Origin of the sequence: Microbacterium schleiferi (assembly GCF_038150145.1) — a bacterium.
In the GTDB taxonomy this organism is placed as follows: domain Bacteria; phylum Actinomycetota; class Actinomycetes; order Actinomycetales; family Microbacteriaceae; genus Microbacterium; species Microbacterium schleiferi_B.
The window spans coordinates 1-18,386 of the sequence record NZ_JBBWSA010000002.1; the positions used below are offsets into that span (position 1 = coordinate 1).

The following is an 18,386-nucleotide window of genomic DNA, read 5'->3' on the forward strand; positions in this document are numbered from 1 at the left end:
TCTAGAGGCGCTCAGAACGCCACAGGAGGCCGTAGGGACCATGCCCGTGACCGGCGTCACTCCGTCGCCGCCCTGACTTCCCAAGGAGCGCCTGAAGGGTTCACGTAGGCACGCCCTCTCAAAACGGCGTCCGAAAGACGATCGTTCCACGGAAACCATCCGCGCGTCCGCACGCGCACAATCCACCGGACGCGAGAACGCCATCGCGACGCGGCCGAGTACCTCGAGGACGGTGCAACACTGGGGTGGTGGGCACGCTCAACCGAACACTGACTCGCCCCGCTGCCGTGAGCCTCGACGATGCCCTCTCACGAGCCAAAGCGGGCGGCGACCTCGGCCGCGACGATCTGATCGCGGTGCTCAGCGCGCGAGGGCCGGAGTTGGATGCCGTCCTCGATGTTGCGAGCGACCTGCGGGATCACGGCCTGAGAGAGGCGGGTCGCCCGGGAATCTTCACGTACTCCCGCAAGGTGTTCGTCCCGGTCACGACCCTCTGCCGGGACCGCTGCCACTACTGCGTGTTCGTCGATACCCCCGGACAGCTGCAGCGCGCGGGAAAGCCGGTGTTCATGAGCCCCGAGCAGGTGCTCGCCGTCGCCCGCGCAGGCCAGCGCCAGGGGTGCAAGGAGGCTCTGCTCACGCTCGGCGACCGCCCCGAGGAACGGTGGCCCGAGGCTCGCCGTTGGCTCGACGAGCACGGTTTCGCGTCGACGCTCGACTACGTCGCGCACGTCGCCCGTCTCATCACCGCCGAGACCGGGATGCTCGCACACCTGAATCCCGGCGTGATGAGCGCCGACGAGCTCGAGCGTCTGCGTCCGGCAGGGCCCTCGATGGGCATGATGCTTGAGACCACGTCGCGCGAGCTGTTCGAGACGCCGGGACAGGTGCACTACGGCTCTCCCGACAAGGATCCCGCCATCCGGCTTCGGGTGATCGAGGATGCCGGCATCCATCGCATCCCGTTCACGACCGGCATCCTCGTGGGGATCGGCGAGACAATCACCGACCGCGCCGAGTCGCTTCTCGCGCTGCGGGATGCGCACCGTCGACACGGACACCTACAAGAGATCATCGTGCAGAACTTCCGCGCGAAGCCCGGGACCGCGATGCGCGACGCGGCGGATGCCGAGCTCGAGGAATACGTCGCCGCCGTGGCAGCCGCGCGCCTGACGATGGGCGCGAACGCCCGCATCCAGGTTCCGCCGAACCTCAGCGACCCGACCGAGTTCGCTCTTCTCGTGCGCGCCGGCGCTGACGACTGGGGCGGGGTCTCGCCGGTGACCGCCGACCATGTCAATCCGGAGCGTCCGTGGCCCCACCTCGACGATCTGGCGGCACGCACGACCGAGCTCGGTTACAAGCTGCGCGAGCGCCTGACCGCGCATCCGGAGTATGTTCGCGATGCCCCGACCTGGATCGCACCGGAACTGCACAGCGCGGTGACGGCGCTTGCCGACCCGGTCTCGGGGCTCGCACTCTCCACGCTCGCTGAGCCAGCCCCCGGGGGCGCGACCCGACTCGCCCGGGGCAGCTCGTTCGAGGGCCTGGTCACGGATGCCGCGACCGACCCGGAGTCACTCGCTGTCGAGGACTGGGTACGGCTGCTGTCGGCACGGGGCGCGGAACTCGAGGCAGTCACGCGCGCAGCCGACGACGTGCGCCGATACACGGTCGGCGAGGCCATCAGCGTCGTGGTCAACCGCAACCTCACCACGACCGGGCTGCGTCCGAGCGTGTCCGCCGGAGACCGGGACCGCGACACGTTCACGATCGCCGAGGTCGCCGAGATCGCTCGGGATGCGGCGGACCTCGGTGCCAGCGAGCTGTGCGCGCAGGGCATCATCCCGATCGAGACGGATGCCTACCTCGAGCTTGCTCGCACGGTGAGGGATGCCGCGCCGACGCTCCACCTGCACGCCTTCCGCCCGCAGGATGCCTGGGACTTCGCGGTACGCAGCGGACTGTCGATCGACGAGGCCTACCGCGCACTCAAGGCCGCGGGGGTCGACACCGTCCCGGGCACCGGCATCAAGGTGCTGGATAACGGAATCCGCGAGCGCGTCGCCCCCACCGACCTTCCCGTCGACCAGTGGCTCACCGCGATCCGCGCCGCGCACGCCGCCGGGCTGCACTCGACATCCGTGCTGTTCTACGGCCACGTCGAGAGCGCCGCCGACCGGATCGCGCACCTGCGCACCCTGCGCGGCCTGCAGCGCGAGACCGGCGGATTCACCGAGTTCGTGCCGATCCCGCTCCCGGGCTACGGGGTACCTCTCGTCGATGGCCGGTCGCCGATCGACGAGCATCGCGCCATGGTCGCCGTCTCGCGCCTCCTGCTGTCGGGCGCGATTTCGCACATTCAGGTGCCGTGGCCACGACTTGATGCGGCCAGTATTCCCATGCTCCTGCGCTCAGGAGCCGATGACCTCGGCGGCACACTCCTCGATGGTCGGGTCCTCCCCCGCACCGGGGTGGAGCACGGTCGCGAACTTCCGCTGTCTGAGGCTGACCGTATCGCCCGGCACCTGCTGCGGCCCCTCCGGCAGCGCACGACCGACTACCGGGATGCCCGCGCGGCACAGCGCGCGCATGGCACCGCCGGCGACCGAACGCGGGAGCGGCAATGACCCTTGAGCACGAGGTCGTCATCGTCGGCGCGGGCTTTGCGGGCCTGGCCGCGGCGATGGAACTCGAGGCCGCCGGGGTCACCGACGTCGTGATCCTCGAGCGGGCCGGGGACGTCGGCGGCACCTGGCGTGAGAACACCTACCCGGGCGTCGCGTGCGATGTGCCAGCCCACCTCTACGCTCTGGCGCGTCACCCGTGGCCCCACTGGTCGCGAGAGTTCGCTCCGGGAGGTGAGATCCAGGCCTATCTCCGACGCGTCGCCGCCACGACCGGGATCGAGCGCCGCATCCTGTTCAACACGGCCCTGCTCGAGGCCCACTGGGACGACGACGGCTGGAACCTCGGCACGACGGTCGGACCCATCCGGGCACGGATGCTCCTCCTCGCGTGCGGTCGGCTCACGGAACCGTCCTTGCCGGAAGTGCACGGCCTGGCAGCCTTTCCCGGACCGGTCGTGCACTCCGCGCGCTGGGACCCCGAGCTCGACCTCGAGGGCCAACGCGTCGCGGTCGTCGGCACGGGCGCGAGCGGCGTCCAGCTCGTCCCGGAGCTCGTACGCCGCGGCGCCGCGGTGACGCTGTTCCAGCGTTCCGCGGCCTGGGTCCTCCCCCGAGGCGGCAGGACGTACACGGATGCCGAACGCGAGCGGTTCGCGGCCCAGCCCGAGCTGCTCGCCGCCCTGCGCGACGAGCTCTTCCTCGAGGGTGAGGCCCGCCACGCCTCGCGCGCGGGGGATGCCGCTGCAGCTGCCGCGGCATCCGACCAGGCACAGGCGCATCTGCACGCGCAGGTATCCGACCCGACGCTGCGCGCGTGGCTCACCCCCGATTACGCATTCGGATGCAAGCGCGTGCTGCTCTCCGACGACTTCTACCCTGCCGTGGCCTCGGATGCCGTCACCCTCGAGCCCTCGGCGCTGGCGCGGGCGGATGGCGGTACCCTCGTCGCTGCGAGCGGGCGGCGCCATACCGTGGATGCCGTCGTTCTTGCGACCGGGTTCAGCGCGACACGCCAGCCCTACGCCGAGCTGGTCACGGGTGAAGACGGCATCTCCCTGGACGAACACTGGGCAAGCGGGATGTCGTCGGCGCTGTCGACGGTCGTGAGCGGATTCCCGAACCTGTTCATCCTCAATGGGCCCAACGCGTCCCTCGGTCACAACTCATCGATCCTCATGCTGGAGGAGCAGGCAGCGTACGCCGCGCGGACGATCGCCGCGACCCCGGGAACTGCCACTTTGCGCCCCGATCCGACCGTCGAGCAGGAGTACACCCGCATGATCGTGCGACGCTCGCGCGAGACCGCCTGGGTGTCCGGAGGATGCCGCAACTGGTACGTCGACGAACGGTCCGGGCGCCTCACGCTGCTGTGGCCGGGCACCGTGACGCAGTTCCGCGACCAGCTCCGCGGGGCCGACGGCACCGAATTTCTGACTGAACCCGCTACCGAGAGGAGCACCACGCCATGACGATCCCCCTGCGCCTGGGATACAAGGCATCCGCCGAGCAGTTCGGACCGAACGAGCTCGCCGATTTCGCGGTGGATGCCGAGCACGCCGGGTTCGACTCGGTGTTCGTCTCCGACCACCTGCAGCCCTGGATGCACGAGGGCGGGCATGCACCGGCCGCCATCCCGTGGCTCGGCGCCGTCGGTGCGCGAACGTCCCGGGTCCTGCTCGGCACGTCGGTGCTCACCCCCACCTTCCGCTACCACCCGGGCGTCGTCGCGCAGGCTTTCGCGACCCTCGGCGTGATGTATCCGGGACGCATCATCCTGGGGGTCGGCACCGGCGAATCCCTCAACGAGGTGACTCTTGGCATCCCGTGGCCCGAGCCGCCCGAACGTTTCCGTCGCCTCAAGGAGGCGCTGACGCTCCTGGACAAGCTGTGGACCGGCGAGCGCGTCAGCTTCGACGGCGAGTTCTGGCAGGTGCGGGATGCGACGATCTATGACCGTCCCGACACTCCCGTCCCGGTCTACATCGGTGCCGCCGGGCCCGCCGCCACGCGCCTCGCAGGTCGGGTCGCCGACGGGTTCATCACGACCAGCGGCAAGGATCCGGCGCTGTATACCGACACGCTCCTTCCGGCTCTCGATGAGGGACTGGAGAAGTCGGGACGCACGCGCGATGACATCGACACGCTCATCGAGGTGAAGGTCTCGTACCACCCCGATCCCGCAGAGGCCCTCGAGCGCACCCGATTCTGGGCACCGCTCGCGCTCAGCCCCGACGAGAAGGTCGGCATCCACGATCCCATCGAGATGCAGCGACGGGCCGCGGAACTGCCGATCGAGCGCGTCGCGAAACGGTTCATCGTCTCGTCCGACCCCGACGAGCACGTCGACCGCATCGTCGAGGTCGCCGAGCGCGGCTTCCGTCACCTCGTGTTCCATGACCCCGGGCACGACCAGGCGGAATTCATGGAGCGCTACAGCCGCGACATCCTCCCCCGCCTGCGCGAACGTCTGGATCCGTGAGCGGCTGGACCCTGGTCATCCCGGTGCGCGGCGGCGCGGGAAAGAGTCGCCTCGTCGTGCAGGGTATCGATCGGGCGGCACTGGCGCGCGCGATCGGGCTCGACACGATAGCCGCAGCGCAGGCGTGCCCGGCCGTCGCGCAGGTGGTGGTCGTGACCGCGGATGCCGAGATCGCGCGTGAGATCTCGGATGCCTGCCTCGTCGTCACCGACCCTGGAACCGGCTTGAACGACGCGGTGCGGGCGGGGCTTGCGGCGACGGATGCTGAGGCGCCGCGAGCGGCGATGCTCGGCGATCTTCCCGCGCTTCGCGCCGCGGACCTTGAGGCGGTTCTCGCGGCGGCGGGACGGCACGAGATGGCGGCACTGCCGGACGCCGAGGGGACCGGCACGACCCTCATCGCTCGAACGATCGCCGGGGAGCTCATTCCGGCGTTCGGGGAGAACTCCTTCGCGCGCCACTGCGCAGCAGGGTTCGTCGACCTTGCCCGCGAGATCGACACCGGCTCAGGGCAGCCCACGGTCTGGAGCGCACGCAGGGACGTCGACACTCTCGATCAGCTGCACGAAGCCGAACATCTCGGCCTCGGCATCCGATCGACTGCGCTTATCCAGCGCAGCTCCGGTCAGGGCGCAGCTTCGTCAGTGGCGTAAAGCAGCGGAAAGCGCGCAACGACCTCGATGAGAGCGTCGACGGTCTGGCGATCGGCAACACCATCGACAGTCAGGCCCGCCGCCTGTGCATCAGTTGCCGTTCGCGGACCGATCGCCGCCAGCACGGTCGAGGGCGGAATCTGCGGGAACTGCTCACGGACCTGCTCGGCCACCGAACCGCTCGTGACCAGAATGGCGTTGATCCGACCGCTGCGCACGTCGTTCGCGATGCGCTCGGTCACCGGAACCCCGACCGTGCGGTAGGCGACCACGCTGCGCACGCGGTGACCGGCTTCGGTGAGCATTCCGGTCAGAACGGGCTCGGCCGTCTCGCTACGCAGGGTCAGGATGTCGCGCGGCTCCGGCTCGAGGCCGATCAGCTGCTCGGCCAAGCCCGCTGCGGAGTTGTCGAGGTCCGGCACGAGATCCACGCGATATCCGACAGCTTGGAGCGCGGCCGCGGTCGTTTCGCCGACGGCGGCGACCTTCGTCTGCGGCGGGATCACGGCGCGGTAGGCATAGAGGACATCGACGGTGGTCGCGCTCGTGAGCGTTACCCAGTCGAAGTCTCCCGCCGCCAGCGCGGTCAGAGCGGACTCGAGTTCTGTGTGATCGGTCGTGGGCGCGAAGTTGATCAACGGGGCGATGACGGGAACGGCGCCCTGACGGCGCAGGGTCGCGGCCACGGAGTCTCCCCACGGGCCGCCTCGGGGGACCAGAACGCGCCACCCGGCCAGTGGCTTGGCGGCGGTATCTGACGCTACTCGGTTCATGATCGACTCATCGATGCGGAATCGACCGCCCGACGTTCGAGCAGCCGAACGACATGGCACCGGGGGTCACGGTGCGGGAATATCCACGTCGTCGGCAGCTTCCGCATCATTGCGCTGCCTGTTGTCCGAGCATAACCCCCTGACTCGCGTCGTGTCGCGGGTAGAAGGTCACGAGATGGTCACCTCGTGCTTGCTGCGGGGCTACTTGTTGACGTAGGAGTTGACGCCCCACCACACCAGAGCGCCCACAGCCGCCGCCTTCACAACCGCGATGGTGACGGTTGCCACGGGGTGCTCGCGCGAGAAGCGACGCAGCTTGGCCACGGCGCTGTCCGTCGCCTTCGAGACCTGTCGCGGCACGTTGGTCTTGTCTTCAATGGCAGCGAGCGCTGCCTTGAGCTCCGCGCGAGCCTTCTCGACCGGGTCGGTGAGAGACAGGTCTACTGCAGTGCGGGGGACACCGGTCTCAGAGCTCATCGCGGATCTCCTTGATGTCTTGGGCGACGGCCTGGGCAGGATTACGCCTGCGGGTGAGCTTGCGGAATCTGAGCACGCCCAGCAGCGCGAAAACGATAGTCACGACAAGCAGGGCCGCGAAGACGACCAGCGCCGACAACCACACGGGCCACCACGACGAAAGTCCGGCGATGAGAAAAGTGCCGAACACGGGAAGCGACCAGAACAGGACGAACAGCGCGACGAGGAACAGAACCACGCCGATTCCGGCATCCTTGCCCGCCTGGCGAGCCCAGGATTTCGCGGCGTCGACCTCGGCGACGATCAGGTTCCGGATCAGCTCCGGAACCTCGCCGAGGAGCGTCAGAAGGGAGTCGTTCGCCCGATCGCGGAATTCTCGAGGCGCCGTCATGTCATTCCTTGCCGGCGGCCTTGGCGATGTCGTCGATCGCCTCATCGGCAGCCTGTTTGACAGCCTCGGCTGAGGTGTCGGCGGCACTGCTGACAGCGTCCACCGACTCCTTGCCCGCCTTCACGGCAGCGTCGAGACGTTCGCCCGCCGTGCCCTTCGAGGTCGCGGCCTTTGTCACCTTCACAGCCGAATCCCACAGGGTGCTCGGCAGTGCCATCGCGCTGGACTTCGCGAAGTCCTTGGCCTTGCCCACCTGCTTCTGCACCGGCTCCAGGTTCCACACCTTCAGCGCCTGGGACTTGATCTGCTCGTATCTCTGTCGACCGGCACGCGACCCGAGCACGTAGCCCACGGCGAGTCCGACGACGAGTCCTGCTTTGCCCCTCATGGGGTCTCCTCACGCTTGTCGAGCGGGTGGTCTTCACCCAGCGTAACGCCATCGGCATGCGTCCCCCACAGGAGGTTGACACGGAGCCTCTCAGCCTCCTCGCGCGCGTGCGCGATGACGCGCGCGAGGCCTGGACCCGCCACCCACGCCCCCACGAGCCCGAGACCGCGCACTTTCCGGACACGCGCGCGCAGCGCCCCGGCCGCCTCGTCACGACCGAGCATCACCGCGCTCGGCGGCTGCACCCATCGGTCTCGGCGCGCGCCGATCACGGCATCCGCCGGAATCCCCAGCAACACCTCGGCATGACGCGCTGCCGCAATGACAGTGTCATCATCGCTGAGCGCAGCGGTCGGCGCCGCGCTGTCGAGGTCACCGTAGGTGAGGCGTGCCACGCGCACCCCGGGATCGGCATTTGCCCACCGTGCCGTCTCGTCCGATGCGGTGACAGGGTCCGTGGTCGGGTTCACGGTGAAGACGGTGGTGTGCGCGCGCTCGGGCGCCGGCGCCGAAGCGACGAGTGTCACGACATCCTGCACGAGCTCACGCGTCAGCAGATCGGGAACGGAGAAGGGCACGAGGCTGGCGGCGGCGGCAGCTTCCGTCGCCACGATGACGGCATCCGCGGTCAGCTCCTGCGGACCCTCGGCGGTCTCGGCCGTCACGGTCCAGAACTCACCCTGGGCACTGAGGCGGGATACGCGCATCTCGGTCTTCACAGACACCCCGTAGTCGCCGAGCCTCGCAACGAGGGCATCAACCAGTCTCGTCGGTCCGCCTTCCAGGCTACGAATGGGCGGCTCCGAGGGGTGATCCTGGGCGACCGTCAGCAGCTCACCAGCCGCTGCAGCGAGCGAGCCGGTTCGCGTCAGCGCCGAACTCAGCCCCGGGGCGATGGCACTGACATCCACCGCATCGGGAGCGAGCCCGTACCGGCCGCGCGTCAGCGGCGCGACGAGTCGGCCCAGAATCTGCGTGCCCATGCGGCGGCGAACGAGAGTGCCGAAATTGCGTTCCTGCCCGATCGTCAGCGGAGGCCGCAGTCGGTCGAGATACGCCCGCCAGGTGCCGGCCCAGCCGATGATCCGACGCACTGCCGGATCCCAGGGGTTCGCGGGAACGCCGGCAACGGTTTCCGCCGGGTACGGCGACACAGCGCCCGAGACTGCGACCCAGACATCCGCGTTGGCCGGCTCGACCACCGCGTCGGCAAGGCCCAGTTCCGTGACGAGCGCATCGACGGCACCGTTCCTGGTAGCCCATCCCGTGGCGCCTAGGTCGACCGGGACGCCTGCGAGCTCGGCACGCGCGATCGCACCACCAAGTCGCGCGGACGCCTCCACCACGGTCACGCGGAGCCCGACCTTCGCGCACTCGAGCGCGGCGACCAGTCCGGCGATCCCTGCTCCGACAACGACGACATGCTCGGACCTGGCGTGCTCGACCAGCTTTTCGAACGCGGACTCGGCCATTCCTCCATCCTCCCGTATTCGCCCGCGTCAACGGCGAGCACCCGTGGAACACTGGTGCCATGGAGTTGCACATCACCGGCGATGACGCTGCCGACCGCCTGCTGTCGGACGACCCGCTCGCACTGCTGATCGGGATGCTGCTGGATCAGCAGATCGCGATGGAGACCGCCTTCACCGGTCCGAAAAAGATCACGGAGCGAATCGGGGAGTTGTCGGCATCCGCGCTGGCTGCTTACGACCCGGAGGCCCTTGTCGAGGTGTTCCGCGAAACCCCGGCCGTGCACCGATTCCCGGGATCCATGGCGGGCCGGGTCCAGGCGCTGTGCGAGGCGGTCGCGACCGAGTGGGATGACGACGCCGCGGCGATCTGGACGCGCGGCGGTCCCGACGGCGCCGAAGTGCTCCGCCGCCTGAAGAAGCTGCCGGGATTCGGGGAGCAGAAGGCGAAGATCTTCCTCGCTCTGCTGGGCAAGCAGTACGGCTTTGCTGGCGATGGCTGGCGCGAAGCGTCGGCTCCGTACGGCGAGGCGGGTTCGTTCCGCAGCGTCGCCGACATCGCGAGCCCCGAGTCCCTCGCGAAGGTGCGCGAGCACAAGAAGGCGATGAAGGCCGCAGCCAAGGGCTGACCCGGCTGCGGCCTCTCGCGTCAGGCGCCGACGAGGCGCTCGCCGAGGTAGGCCTCGACGTTCTCGAGCGGGACACGCTCCTGTGCCATCGTGTCGCGGTCACGCACAGTGACGGCGTCATCCTCGAGGGAGTCGAAGTCGACGGTGACGCAGAACGGGGTACCGATCTCGTCCTGTCGGCGGTAACGGCGACCGATCGCGCCGGCATCGTCGAAATCGACGGCCCAGTGCCCGCGCAAGCGATCAGCCAGTCCGCGGGCGAGGGGCGAAAGCGCCTCGTTACGCGACAGCGGCAGCACGGCGACCTTGACCGGCGCGAGGCGCGGGTCGAGCCTCAGGACGGTGCGAGTATCGGTGCCACCCTTGGCGTTGGGCACTTCTTCTTCACGGTACGCGTCGACGAGGAACGCCATCATGGCGCGCGTCAGACCGAACGAGGGCTCGATCACGTACGGGGTGTACTTCTCCCCCGATGCCTGGTCGAAGTACGTCAGGCTCTGCCCGGATGCCTCGGCATGGCTCTTCAGGTCGTAGTCGGTGCGGTTGGCGACCCCCATGAGCTCACCCCACTCCTTGCCGGGGAAGCCGAAGCGGTACTCGACATCGATCGTGCCGGCCGAATAGTGCGCACGGTCTTCTTCGGGAACATCGAAGCGCCGCATGTTGTCAGGGTCGATACCGAGGTCGGTGAACCAGTTCCAGCACGCCTCGACCCAGTGATCGAACCACTCGGGTGCCTCGGCCGGGGGCGTGAAGTACTCGATCTCCATCTGCTCGAACTCGCGGGTACGGAAGATGAAGTTTCCGGGCGTGATCTCGTTGCGGAACGCCTTGCCGACCTGGCCGATCCCGAACGGCGGCTTCTTGCGGCTCGCGGTGAGCACGTTCGTGAAGTTCACGAAGATGCCCTGCGCGGTTTCGGGGCGGAGGTAATACAGACCCGACTCGTCGTCGACGACCCCGAGGTAGGTCTTGACGAGACCCGAGAACGCGCGGGGTTCGGTGTACTGGCCCTTCGTGCCGCAGTTAGGGCACGGCACGTCGGCGAGACCGTTCTCGGCGGCGCGACCCTTGCGCGCCTCGAAGTCCTCGATGAGGTTGTCGGCCCGGAAGCGTTTGTGGCACTGCAGGCACTCAACGAGCGGGTCGGTGAAGGTCGCGACGTGACCGGATGCCTCCCACACACGCTTGGGCAGGATGATCGAGGAATCCAGGCCCACCATGTCGCCGCGACCGCGGACGAAGGTCTGCCACCACTGCCGGCGGATGTTCTCTTTGAGCTCGGTGCCGAGGGGGCCGTAGTCCCATGCGGAGCGGGAGCCCCCGTAGATCTCGCCGGCTTGGAAGACGAACCCGCGGTGGCGGGCGAGGGCGATCACTTTGTCGAGGCGGGACTGCTCGGCCACGGAGGAACTCCTGGGTCGGGGATGCGCTGCGCGCGAGGGTATCGCGGATGCCGCGACATCCGACGATTCTATCCGCCGCGACTCACCGGCCGCGTGCCGCGTGGGTCCCGAGGACGACGTCGACGAGCCGCTCGGCCTCACCATCGTCGGCGGCCGACGGCGCGAACACCCGCAGGACGATCGCGCCGACCAGAAGCTCGATGATCGAGGGGATGGGTGCTGTGGGCGGCAATTCACCGTCACTCACACCCTTTTCGAGCCGATGCACCAGGTCTCCGTCGGCCCCGAGCCGCTCGCGAATGCGCTCACCGATCGCGGGATTGGTGGTCCCAGCTGCCAGGAGCGACCGGAGCATCTCGTCGTGCCCGGGATCGTCGACGAAGGCCAGGACGATGCGCATCCAGCTCGCCAGATCGTCTCGCAGCGCGCCGGAGAAGCCGGGCGCAAAGTGCTCGGGCATCAGGAAGCCCTCGATGAGCGCTTCGGCGACGAGGTCGCTCTTTCCGGGCCACCACCGGTAGATCGTCTGCTTGCCCACTCCCGCTTCGGCGGCGACTCCCTCGATGCTGAGGTTGCCGAAGCCCCTTTCGAGGAAGAGGCGCGCTGTCGCGCGCAGGATGGCAAGGCGTGCTTCTTCGCTGCGGGGCGGGCCGCCCCGGCGCCCGGGTGCGACGGGCACGGCATCGGTCATGGGGACCACGGTATCCACCTTCGATTCAGCAAGCGAGACGGTACGTATCGTATGCTGTCGGTCGCTCCCCTGCGCATCCTGCCCCGAAAGGTGATCATGGCTGAACTGCTGTACCGGCTCGGCAAGGCCTCTGCCCGGCGCGCGTGGATCGTCATCGTCGCGTGGATCGCCGTTCTGGGCCTTGCCGGCGGCGCCTACGCGGTGGGAGCCGGCACCCTCGCCACAAGCTTCGATGTGCCCGGCACCGCTTCCGGGACGGTAACCGATGAGTTGGCAGAGAAGCTCCCCGACTTCTCGGGAGCCTCTGGTCAGATCGTGCTCCACACGGAAGACGGTGAACCCTTCACCGCTGAGCAGCGCGCGGAGGTCGCTGACCTCGCGGAGGGCATCCGGGATCTTCCCCATGTCGCCCGGGTCGTCGACCCGTTCGAGGCCGAGCAGGAACGAGCCGATCGGCAGCAGCAGATCACCGACGGGCGAACCCAGATAGAGCAGGGTCGCACCCAGCTCGAGGCCGGCCAGGCGCAGCTGGATGCCGCCCGCGCTGAGGTCGAGAACGGGCAAGCGCAGCTCGACGCCGCGCAGCAGCAGCTCGAGGCCGCCCGCGCGCAGGCCGAGGCGGCCGGAGCCCCGGCCTCGCAACTGGCAGCTCTCGACCAGCAGCAGGCCCAGTTGGACGCGCAGCGACAGCAGCTGGATGCAGCGAGCCAGCAGCTCGAGCAGCAGCAGGCCGAGCTGGATGCCTCGCGCGAGGAATTGACCACGAACGAAACGCAACTCGAACTCGGTGCTGATCTTCTCGAGCTCTCGGACGGGATCGGCGTTGTCTCCAGCGACGGTGCAACGGCGCTCCTGAACGTCGCCTTCGACGTGCCGCTGCTCGAACTCGACGCCGAGGCCAAGCAGGCCGTGATCGACCACGTCGAGGCGAACCCGATCGACGGAGTCGAGGTGGCGTTCTCGTCGACCCTGGCGCAGTCCATCCCGAACCTGATCGGGATCGGGGAAATCGCGGGCGTCGTCATCGCGGCGATCGTGCTGCTGGTCATGCTCGGCACTGTGATCGCAGCCGCGCTGCCGCTGGTGACAGCCCTCGTGGGTGTCGGGATCGCCGTCCTGGCGGCACTGTCGCTGTCGGGGGTCATCGACATGTCGTCGGTCACACCGATCCTCGGCGTCATGCTGGGACTTGCCGTCGGCATCGACTACTCGCTGTTCATCATCAATCGGCACCGCAAGCAGCTGCTCGAGGGCGCGGACCTTCGCGAATCCATCGGGCTTGCCAACGGCACCGCCGGCAACGCCGTGACCTTTGCCGGCTCGACGGTGATCATCGCTCTTCTCGCCCTGAACATCACCGGAATCCCCTTCCTCGGCCTCATGGGAACCGTGGGCGCCTTCGCGGTTCTGGTGGCGGTGCTCATCGCGGTCACTCTGACTCCGGCGCTACTCGGTCTCGTAGGAATGCGCGTGCTCAGCCGCCGCGCCCGCGCACGCGTGGGCACCGTCCACCACGCCGACGACCGGGCTCGCGCCATGCCGACCTGGCGCGCTGTGGTCACCGCGATCGGCGCGATCGTGGCTCTGCTGGTGATCGCGATTCCCACCCTGTCGATGCGCGTGGGCCTTCCCGACGGATCGAGCGAACCCGAGGACTCGTACGCCTACCAGGCCTACGAACTGACCGCGGATGCCTTCGGGCCCGGCGCCAACAGCACACTGCTGGTGACGGCGGCGCTGCCCGGCGACCTCGATGAGAACGCCCAGCTGCAAGCACAGCTCGACGTTGCCACCGCTCTGTCGGAGGTCGAGAACGTGGTGGCGGTCGCGCCGATCGCGGTCTCCGACGACGGCACGCTCGCCGCGTTCCAGGTCATCCCGACCGAAGGGCCGAGCGCGGAATCCACCGAGCAGGTCGTGCGAGACCTGCGTGCTCTCCCGCCCGTGGATGGTGAGTACGCTCTCGGTGTCGCGGGGCAGGCAGCCATCAACATCGACATCTCCGAGAACATCGCGGGCGTCCTTCCGCTGTACATCGGCGTCGTCGTCGGTCTGTCCCTGCTGATCATGATCGTCGTGTTCCGATCACTCCTGGTGCCGCTCATTGCCACGGGCGGGTTCATTCTGTCGCTGTTCGCGACCTACGGGGCCACTGTCGCGGTGTTCCAGTGGGGATGGGGCGCCGAGGTCTTCGGCCTGCACAGCACGGGTCCGATCCTGAGCTTCCTGCCGGTGCTGCTGGTCGGCATCCTGTTCGGCCTCGCGATGGACTACCAGCTGTTCCTGTCATCGGGGATGCGAGAGGCCTATGTCCACGGCGCACCAGCGCGCCTGGCCGTCATGCGTGGCCTGCAGGCGGGTCGCGCGGTCGTGACGGCAGCCGGACTCATCATGGTGTCGGTGTTCGGCGGCTTCATCTTCGCCGAGTCGACGATGATCCGATCGATCGGGTTCGGCCTCGCCTTCGGCGTGCTCCTGGATGCCTTCGTCGTACGGATGCTGCTCATGCCCGCGCTCATGCACCTGCTCGGGCGCTCGGCATGGTGGCTGCCACGCTGGCTCGATCGGATCGTGCCAAACGTCGATGTCGAAGGCGCGAAGCTCGAGCGGGCACACCACGCGCCGTGGGCAGAAGACGAGACAGCCGCGGATGCCGAGACAACCGACCACGCCGACGACGAGGGCGAGGCGCTGACCCGCAGGGAGCTTCGCGCGCGCGGCGAACTCTGAGCCACGCCCTCGTGTCGGACGCTGCGAACGCGCAGTACTACTGCGTGATCGGCGCGACGACGTAGAGCAGCTGCGCGGTGCCGTCTTCCTGCTCGAGCAGAGTGACGCCCACGGTGTAGTCCGAACCGGTGAACGACCAGATCTTCATCCCGCCGAAGTCGGACTCTGAGTCTGTCGTGTACTGAGACTTCAGCTGTTCGATGATGCCCTCGCCGTCGGCGACGCTCGGCAGGGTGTAGGTGACCGTGTAGCCACCGTCGACCGCGAGTGCGGCCAGCGGTGATCCGGAGGGAAGCGGGATGTCGGAGGGGAACCCCTCCGGCACGCTCGCACCGTTGCCGGCATCCACATCGACGCCGGTGGCGCCTTCGATGGCGTCCTCGACGGTGTTGTTAATGAGCTGCTCGACCGGGTTCACGCACCCGGTGAGGGCGATGGCTCCGACGCTCAGCATGAGCGCGGCAGCGACGATTCGGGTCTTCATTGATTTTCCTCCCCGGGAGCGCGCCGACGCCGAGAGCGGCGTTCGTCGACTCCCACCTCTGAGTGTGCCGACCCGGTCAGCGCCCCGCAAGTGTCGTGATCACGGGGATCCGAAGCCAGTCGTAGACCGTGCGATGCCCAGCATTCGGGCGACCTCGCCGGAGTGCTGCGAGAACGCAATGAGATCGTCGTCATCGGCGTGGGGCTGGAGCACCACGGTGGTGGCACCAGCCGCGAAGAACGCCTCGACGGTCTCGGCGACGACCGAAACATCGCCGAAGATACGGTCGCGCTGGGCCGGTTCGCCGGACTCCACAGAATCCTCGGCAAAGCGAGTGAGGAGGTACACCACGACGCAATGTTCGTCAGCGCGCTCGACCGCCGCAGTCCGTACCCGGATGGCCGCCTCGCGCAGCCGACTCGGACTCCAGCCCGAGGGGATGACGGTGCCATCCGCGAGGGCGCCGGAACTGTCGAGGGTCTTGGGGCCTTCGGCTGCAGCAAGAACCGGAACGGCGATCGCCGGCGGCCAGTCCAGGGCGACGTCGTCAAGCTGCACATAGCGTCCGTCGACCGTGACGCGCTCCCCGGCAAGCAAGGCTCGCAGTGTGGGGAGATACTCCGCCATCAGGGTGAGAGGGGATGAGTGCCGCGCGCCCACCTGCGCCATCCAGCTCTGCACCCCGTGACCGACGCCGCCGATGATGCGCCCGGGAAACAGCCGCGAGAGGGTGGCGAGCTCCATGGCAGTCAGTGCGACGTTGCGAAGCGGCATGGGCAGCACCCCGATACCCACGGTGAGCTCGGCCGTTGCGGCGAGCGCCACGGCGGCCGAGGCGATGCCGGACTCTCGGAAGCAGTCCTCCCATAGCCAGAGCTCGGGTACTCCCGCGTCCTCGACCGACTGGGCTACCTCACGGAGGCGTTCAGGCGGAAAGGCGGGCTCGAACACGACACCGAGAGAGCGCATGAGCCCAACGCTAGAGCCAGGCGGCGACATCGCGCGGAATCTAGGACCCGAACCCGCAGTAAGCCGCCACGGCGTTCAGGATCTCGGCGCGCATGTCGGGCGACGCCGCCAGCTCGATCTGGCCGGCCTCGCCCCCGACGGTGACATCCACCGTGAAGATCGTGCCGCGCTTGTCTTCCTGCACGGCATGGGCGTCGCAGCGGAAGGGTTCGAGCGCGATCTCCACGTCGCGTGGGGCGGTGTCGCCAGCAAGGAGCTGAATCTGCAGCGGCAGCGCAGCATCCGGTCCTGTACCCGCAGTGCCGAAACCGAGGAGGTTGGTCGGCCGTAGCGCGTCGACGGTGGCACCGCCGGCCCCGGTCGGAAGAGCCTCGAGAGTGAGGATGCCGACACCTCCGCCTCCACCGGCCTCGAAGCTCGTGAACGAGACAGCGGCTGCGTCGCCGAGCGCGTCGGCTACACACTCGCGCGCGTGCATTGCCGGCAGGAAATCAAGTGCGTCGGGAAGGTCTGCCCGCGCGACTCCCGCGCGCTCGTCGAGGCGCCACGAGAACTCCACCCTCGATGCCCCGTCGTCGGGAACATCACATGCTGGACCCGGGAGCTGGATGCGGATGCCGACAGTACTGCCGGCGGCGATGACGCTCGTGCGTTGCAGCACGCGGTCGGCATCCGCCTCAAAACGCGGGTCAGTTACAGAGAGGGCCTCGACACTCAGTGTCGAGTCGGTGCCGTTGGTGATCTCGACCTGGGCCTGATGAAGCGCGACATCCGACCGCTGCTGCACGAGCCGCACGCTTACCCCGTCAGGAAGATCCTCACTGGGGGATGCTGACGCACACGCGGCCAGTCCCAGCACCAGAACGGCACCCAGCATCCACGCACCGACGAGACGCCGGTGCCGCGTGGTGGCGGCAGGACCGGTCACCGGCGCAGTACCTCACGGGCCACCGTCATATCCTCCAGCGCGACAGGGTCGATCTCGACGCCCAGCCCAGCTCCCGTGGGAACCCGCACATGGCCGTCCTCGAGGACGGCGGGCTCGGTGACGATGTCGCGGTCGTAGAACCGGGAGGATGCCGAGACGTCGCCCGGCAGCGTGAATCCGGGGAGGGCGGCAAGCGCAGCGTTCGCGGCGCGACCGATCCCCGTCTCGAGCATCCCGCCACACCAGACCGGAACGGCGGCTGCCCGGCACAGGTCGTGGATTCTGACGGCCTCGAGGTAGCCGCCTACACGCCCGGCCTTGATGTTGATGACGGATGCCGAGCCGAGTGCGAGCGCATCGGCGGCAGCCTTCGACGACACGATCGATTCGTCTAGGCACACGGGGGTTCGCAGTCGCTGGGCAAGGCTCGCATGGTCGACGAGGTCGTCCTCCTGCAGGGGCTGCTCGATCAGGAGCAGGTCGAACCTGTCGAGTTCGGCGAGGATGTCGGCATCGGCGAGCGTGTAGGCGGAGTTCGCGTCGACCTGCAGCGGGATGTCACCGAAGGCATCCCGGACTGCCGCTGTGTCGGCGATGTCGCGACCAGGCTTGATCTTGATCTTGATGCGCACGTAGCCCTCGTCGAGGTATCCACGCACGGTGTCGACAAGGGCGGCGGGGTCGCGTTGGATGCCGACGCTCACGCCCGAGGGCACCCGATCGCGGGTCGCGCCGAGGTACTCTCCGAGCGGTCGTCCCTCGGCGCGCAGGGCGGCATCGAGCACCGCGAGTTCCAGGCCGGCCTTGGCCATCCGGTGTCCGACGAACGGCTCGAGGGCGGAGGCGACGTCTTCGGGGGCGAGAGTGTGTCGGTCCAGGAGCGCGGGGATCAGGAAGCGCAGCGACACGTCCCACGCGCCCTGCGTGTACTCACTCGAGTACAGGGGAGATTCCTGCGTGACGATCTCACCCCAGCCCTCCCCGTCGGCGGTCAGCGCACGAACGACGATGACCTCGCGCACCGTCTCGGTGCCGAAGGATGTCGTAAACGGCGACACGAGCGGCAGATGAAGCACGCGCAGCTCGATCCCCTCGAGCGTGACCGGTGTGGCGGCGTGGGCGATCGGCATGCGGCAAGGCTAACCCCCCGGCGCTCCCAGCACGCCCCGCCGTTCGGTCGCGCCATATTGCGATGCATCCGGCTCCTCAACCGCAGTTTGGCGCGACCGAAATCCAGCCCCCACCGTTCGGTCGCGCCATATTGCGGGTTCTCGGCCGCATCACCCGCA

At 68.3% G+C, this 18,386-nt stretch carries 17 protein-coding genes; 6 read left to right on the plus strand and 11 right to left on the minus strand.

The features are described 5' to 3' along the window. The first annotated feature begins 248 nt into the window (after positions 1-248). Genes cofG through cofC form a run of 4 tightly spaced genes read left to right on the plus strand, consistent with a single transcriptional unit; the run spans position 249 to position 5,762 of the window. Entirely contained in the window at positions 249-2,630 is a 2,382-nt protein-coding gene (cofG, locus tag AADH62_RS01790; RefSeq protein ID WP_341578025.1) for a 7,8-didemethyl-8-hydroxy-5-deazariboflavin synthase CofG, read from the plus strand. Next, positions 2,627-4,099, plus strand: a complete 1,473-nt coding sequence (locus AADH62_RS01795; protein WP_341578026.1) for an NAD(P)/FAD-dependent oxidoreductase — start codon at positions 2,627-2,629, stop codon at positions 4,097-4,099. Before cofG ends, AADH62_RS01795 begins: the two co-directional genes overlap by 4 nt. Then, entirely contained in the window at positions 4,096-5,109 is a 1,014-nt protein-coding gene (fgd, locus tag AADH62_RS01800) for a glucose-6-phosphate dehydrogenase (coenzyme-F420) (RefSeq protein ID WP_341578027.1), read from the plus strand. The genes AADH62_RS01795 and fgd overlap by 4 nt, the downstream gene beginning before the upstream one ends. Further along, positions 5,106-5,762: a 2-phospho-L-lactate guanylyltransferase gene (gene cofC, locus AADH62_RS01805; RefSeq protein ID WP_341578028.1), complete on the plus strand. Its 657-nt coding sequence runs from the start codon at positions 5,106-5,108 to the stop codon at positions 5,760-5,762. Before fgd ends, cofC begins: the two co-directional genes overlap by 4 nt. Here cofC and AADH62_RS01810 read toward each other — a convergent pair. The 5 genes from AADH62_RS01810 to AADH62_RS01830 all read right to left on the minus strand — a co-directional run bounded on the left by AADH62_RS01810 (position 5,735) and on the right by AADH62_RS01830 (position 9,263). Continuing rightward, positions 5,735-6,535 (minus strand): uroporphyrinogen-III synthase, encoded by an 801-nt coding sequence (locus AADH62_RS01810; protein WP_341578029.1) that lies wholly within the window; start codon positions 6,533-6,535, stop codon positions 5,735-5,737. The genes cofC and AADH62_RS01810 overlap by 28 nt on opposite strands. Before the next feature lie 201 nt (positions 6,536-6,736). Beyond that, positions 6,737-7,012, minus strand: a complete 276-nt coding sequence (locus tag AADH62_RS01815; protein ID WP_292707403.1) for a hypothetical protein — start codon at positions 7,010-7,012, stop codon at positions 6,737-6,739. Then, positions 7,002-7,403, minus strand: a complete 402-nt coding sequence (locus AADH62_RS01820) for a phage holin family protein (RefSeq protein WP_341578030.1) — start codon at positions 7,401-7,403, stop codon at positions 7,002-7,004. The genes AADH62_RS01815 and AADH62_RS01820 overlap by 11 nt, the downstream gene beginning before the upstream one ends. A 1-nt stretch (position 7,404) precedes the next feature. After that, positions 7,405-7,791 carry a hypothetical protein gene (locus tag AADH62_RS01825; RefSeq protein ID WP_341578031.1) on the minus strand — a complete coding sequence of 129 codons (387 nt, stop codon included), beginning with the start codon at positions 7,789-7,791 and terminating at the stop codon, positions 7,405-7,407. Next, positions 7,788-9,263 carry a protoporphyrinogen/coproporphyrinogen oxidase gene (locus tag AADH62_RS01830; protein WP_341578032.1) on the minus strand — a complete coding sequence of 492 codons (1,476 nt, stop codon included), beginning with the start codon at positions 9,261-9,263 and terminating at the stop codon, positions 7,788-7,790. Before AADH62_RS01830 ends, AADH62_RS01825 begins: the two co-directional genes overlap by 4 nt. Positions 9,264-9,322: 59 nt before the next feature. Between AADH62_RS01830 and AADH62_RS01835 the strand changes: the two genes are divergently transcribed. Further along, positions 9,323-9,889 (plus strand): HhH-GPD-type base excision DNA repair protein, encoded by a 567-nt coding sequence (locus AADH62_RS01835; RefSeq protein ID WP_341578033.1) that lies wholly within the window; start codon positions 9,323-9,325, stop codon positions 9,887-9,889. Between the two features lie 20 nt (positions 9,890-9,909). On the opposite strand, the gene AADH62_RS01840 is transcribed toward AADH62_RS01835, so the two are convergent. Continuing rightward, complete coding sequence (locus AADH62_RS01840) at positions 9,910-11,295, minus strand: glycine--tRNA ligase (RefSeq protein ID WP_341578034.1); 1,386 nt, start codon at positions 11,293-11,295, stop codon at positions 9,910-9,912. Between the two features lie 82 nt (positions 11,296-11,377). Then, the gene (locus AADH62_RS01845) at positions 11,378-11,986 is read right to left on the minus strand and encodes a TetR/AcrR family transcriptional regulator (protein WP_341578035.1); all 609 of its coding nucleotides are present in this window, start codon (positions 11,984-11,986) and stop codon (positions 11,378-11,380) included. A gap of 96 nt (positions 11,987-12,082) precedes the next feature. Between AADH62_RS01845 and AADH62_RS01850 the strand changes: the two genes are divergently transcribed. Further along, positions 12,083-14,716 (plus strand): MMPL family transporter, encoded by a 2,634-nt coding sequence (locus AADH62_RS01850; protein WP_341578036.1) that lies wholly within the window; start codon positions 12,083-12,085, stop codon positions 14,714-14,716. A 37-nt stretch (positions 14,717-14,753) separates the two neighbouring features. Here AADH62_RS01850 and AADH62_RS01855 read toward each other — a convergent pair whose 3' ends face one another. From AADH62_RS01855 to menC, 4 genes are all read right to left on the minus strand, one after another. Beyond that, entirely contained in the window at positions 14,754-15,200 is a 447-nt protein-coding gene (locus tag AADH62_RS01855; protein ID WP_341578037.1) for a hypothetical protein, read from the minus strand. Between the two features lie 99 nt (positions 15,201-15,299). After that, the gene (locus AADH62_RS01860) at positions 15,300-16,169 is read right to left on the minus strand and encodes an LLM class flavin-dependent oxidoreductase (RefSeq protein WP_341578038.1); all 870 of its coding nucleotides are present in this window, start codon (positions 16,167-16,169) and stop codon (positions 15,300-15,302) included. Between the two features lie 40 nt (positions 16,170-16,209). Then, positions 16,210-17,097, minus strand: a complete 888-nt coding sequence (locus AADH62_RS01865; protein WP_341578039.1) for a hypothetical protein — start codon at positions 17,095-17,097, stop codon at positions 16,210-16,212. Next, complete coding sequence (gene menC / locus AADH62_RS01870) at positions 17,094-18,227, minus strand: o-succinylbenzoate synthase (RefSeq protein WP_341578040.1); 1,134 nt, start codon at positions 18,225-18,227, stop codon at positions 17,094-17,096. Before menC ends, AADH62_RS01865 begins: the two co-directional genes overlap by 4 nt. Between the last annotated feature and the right edge of the window lie 159 nt (positions 18,228-18,386).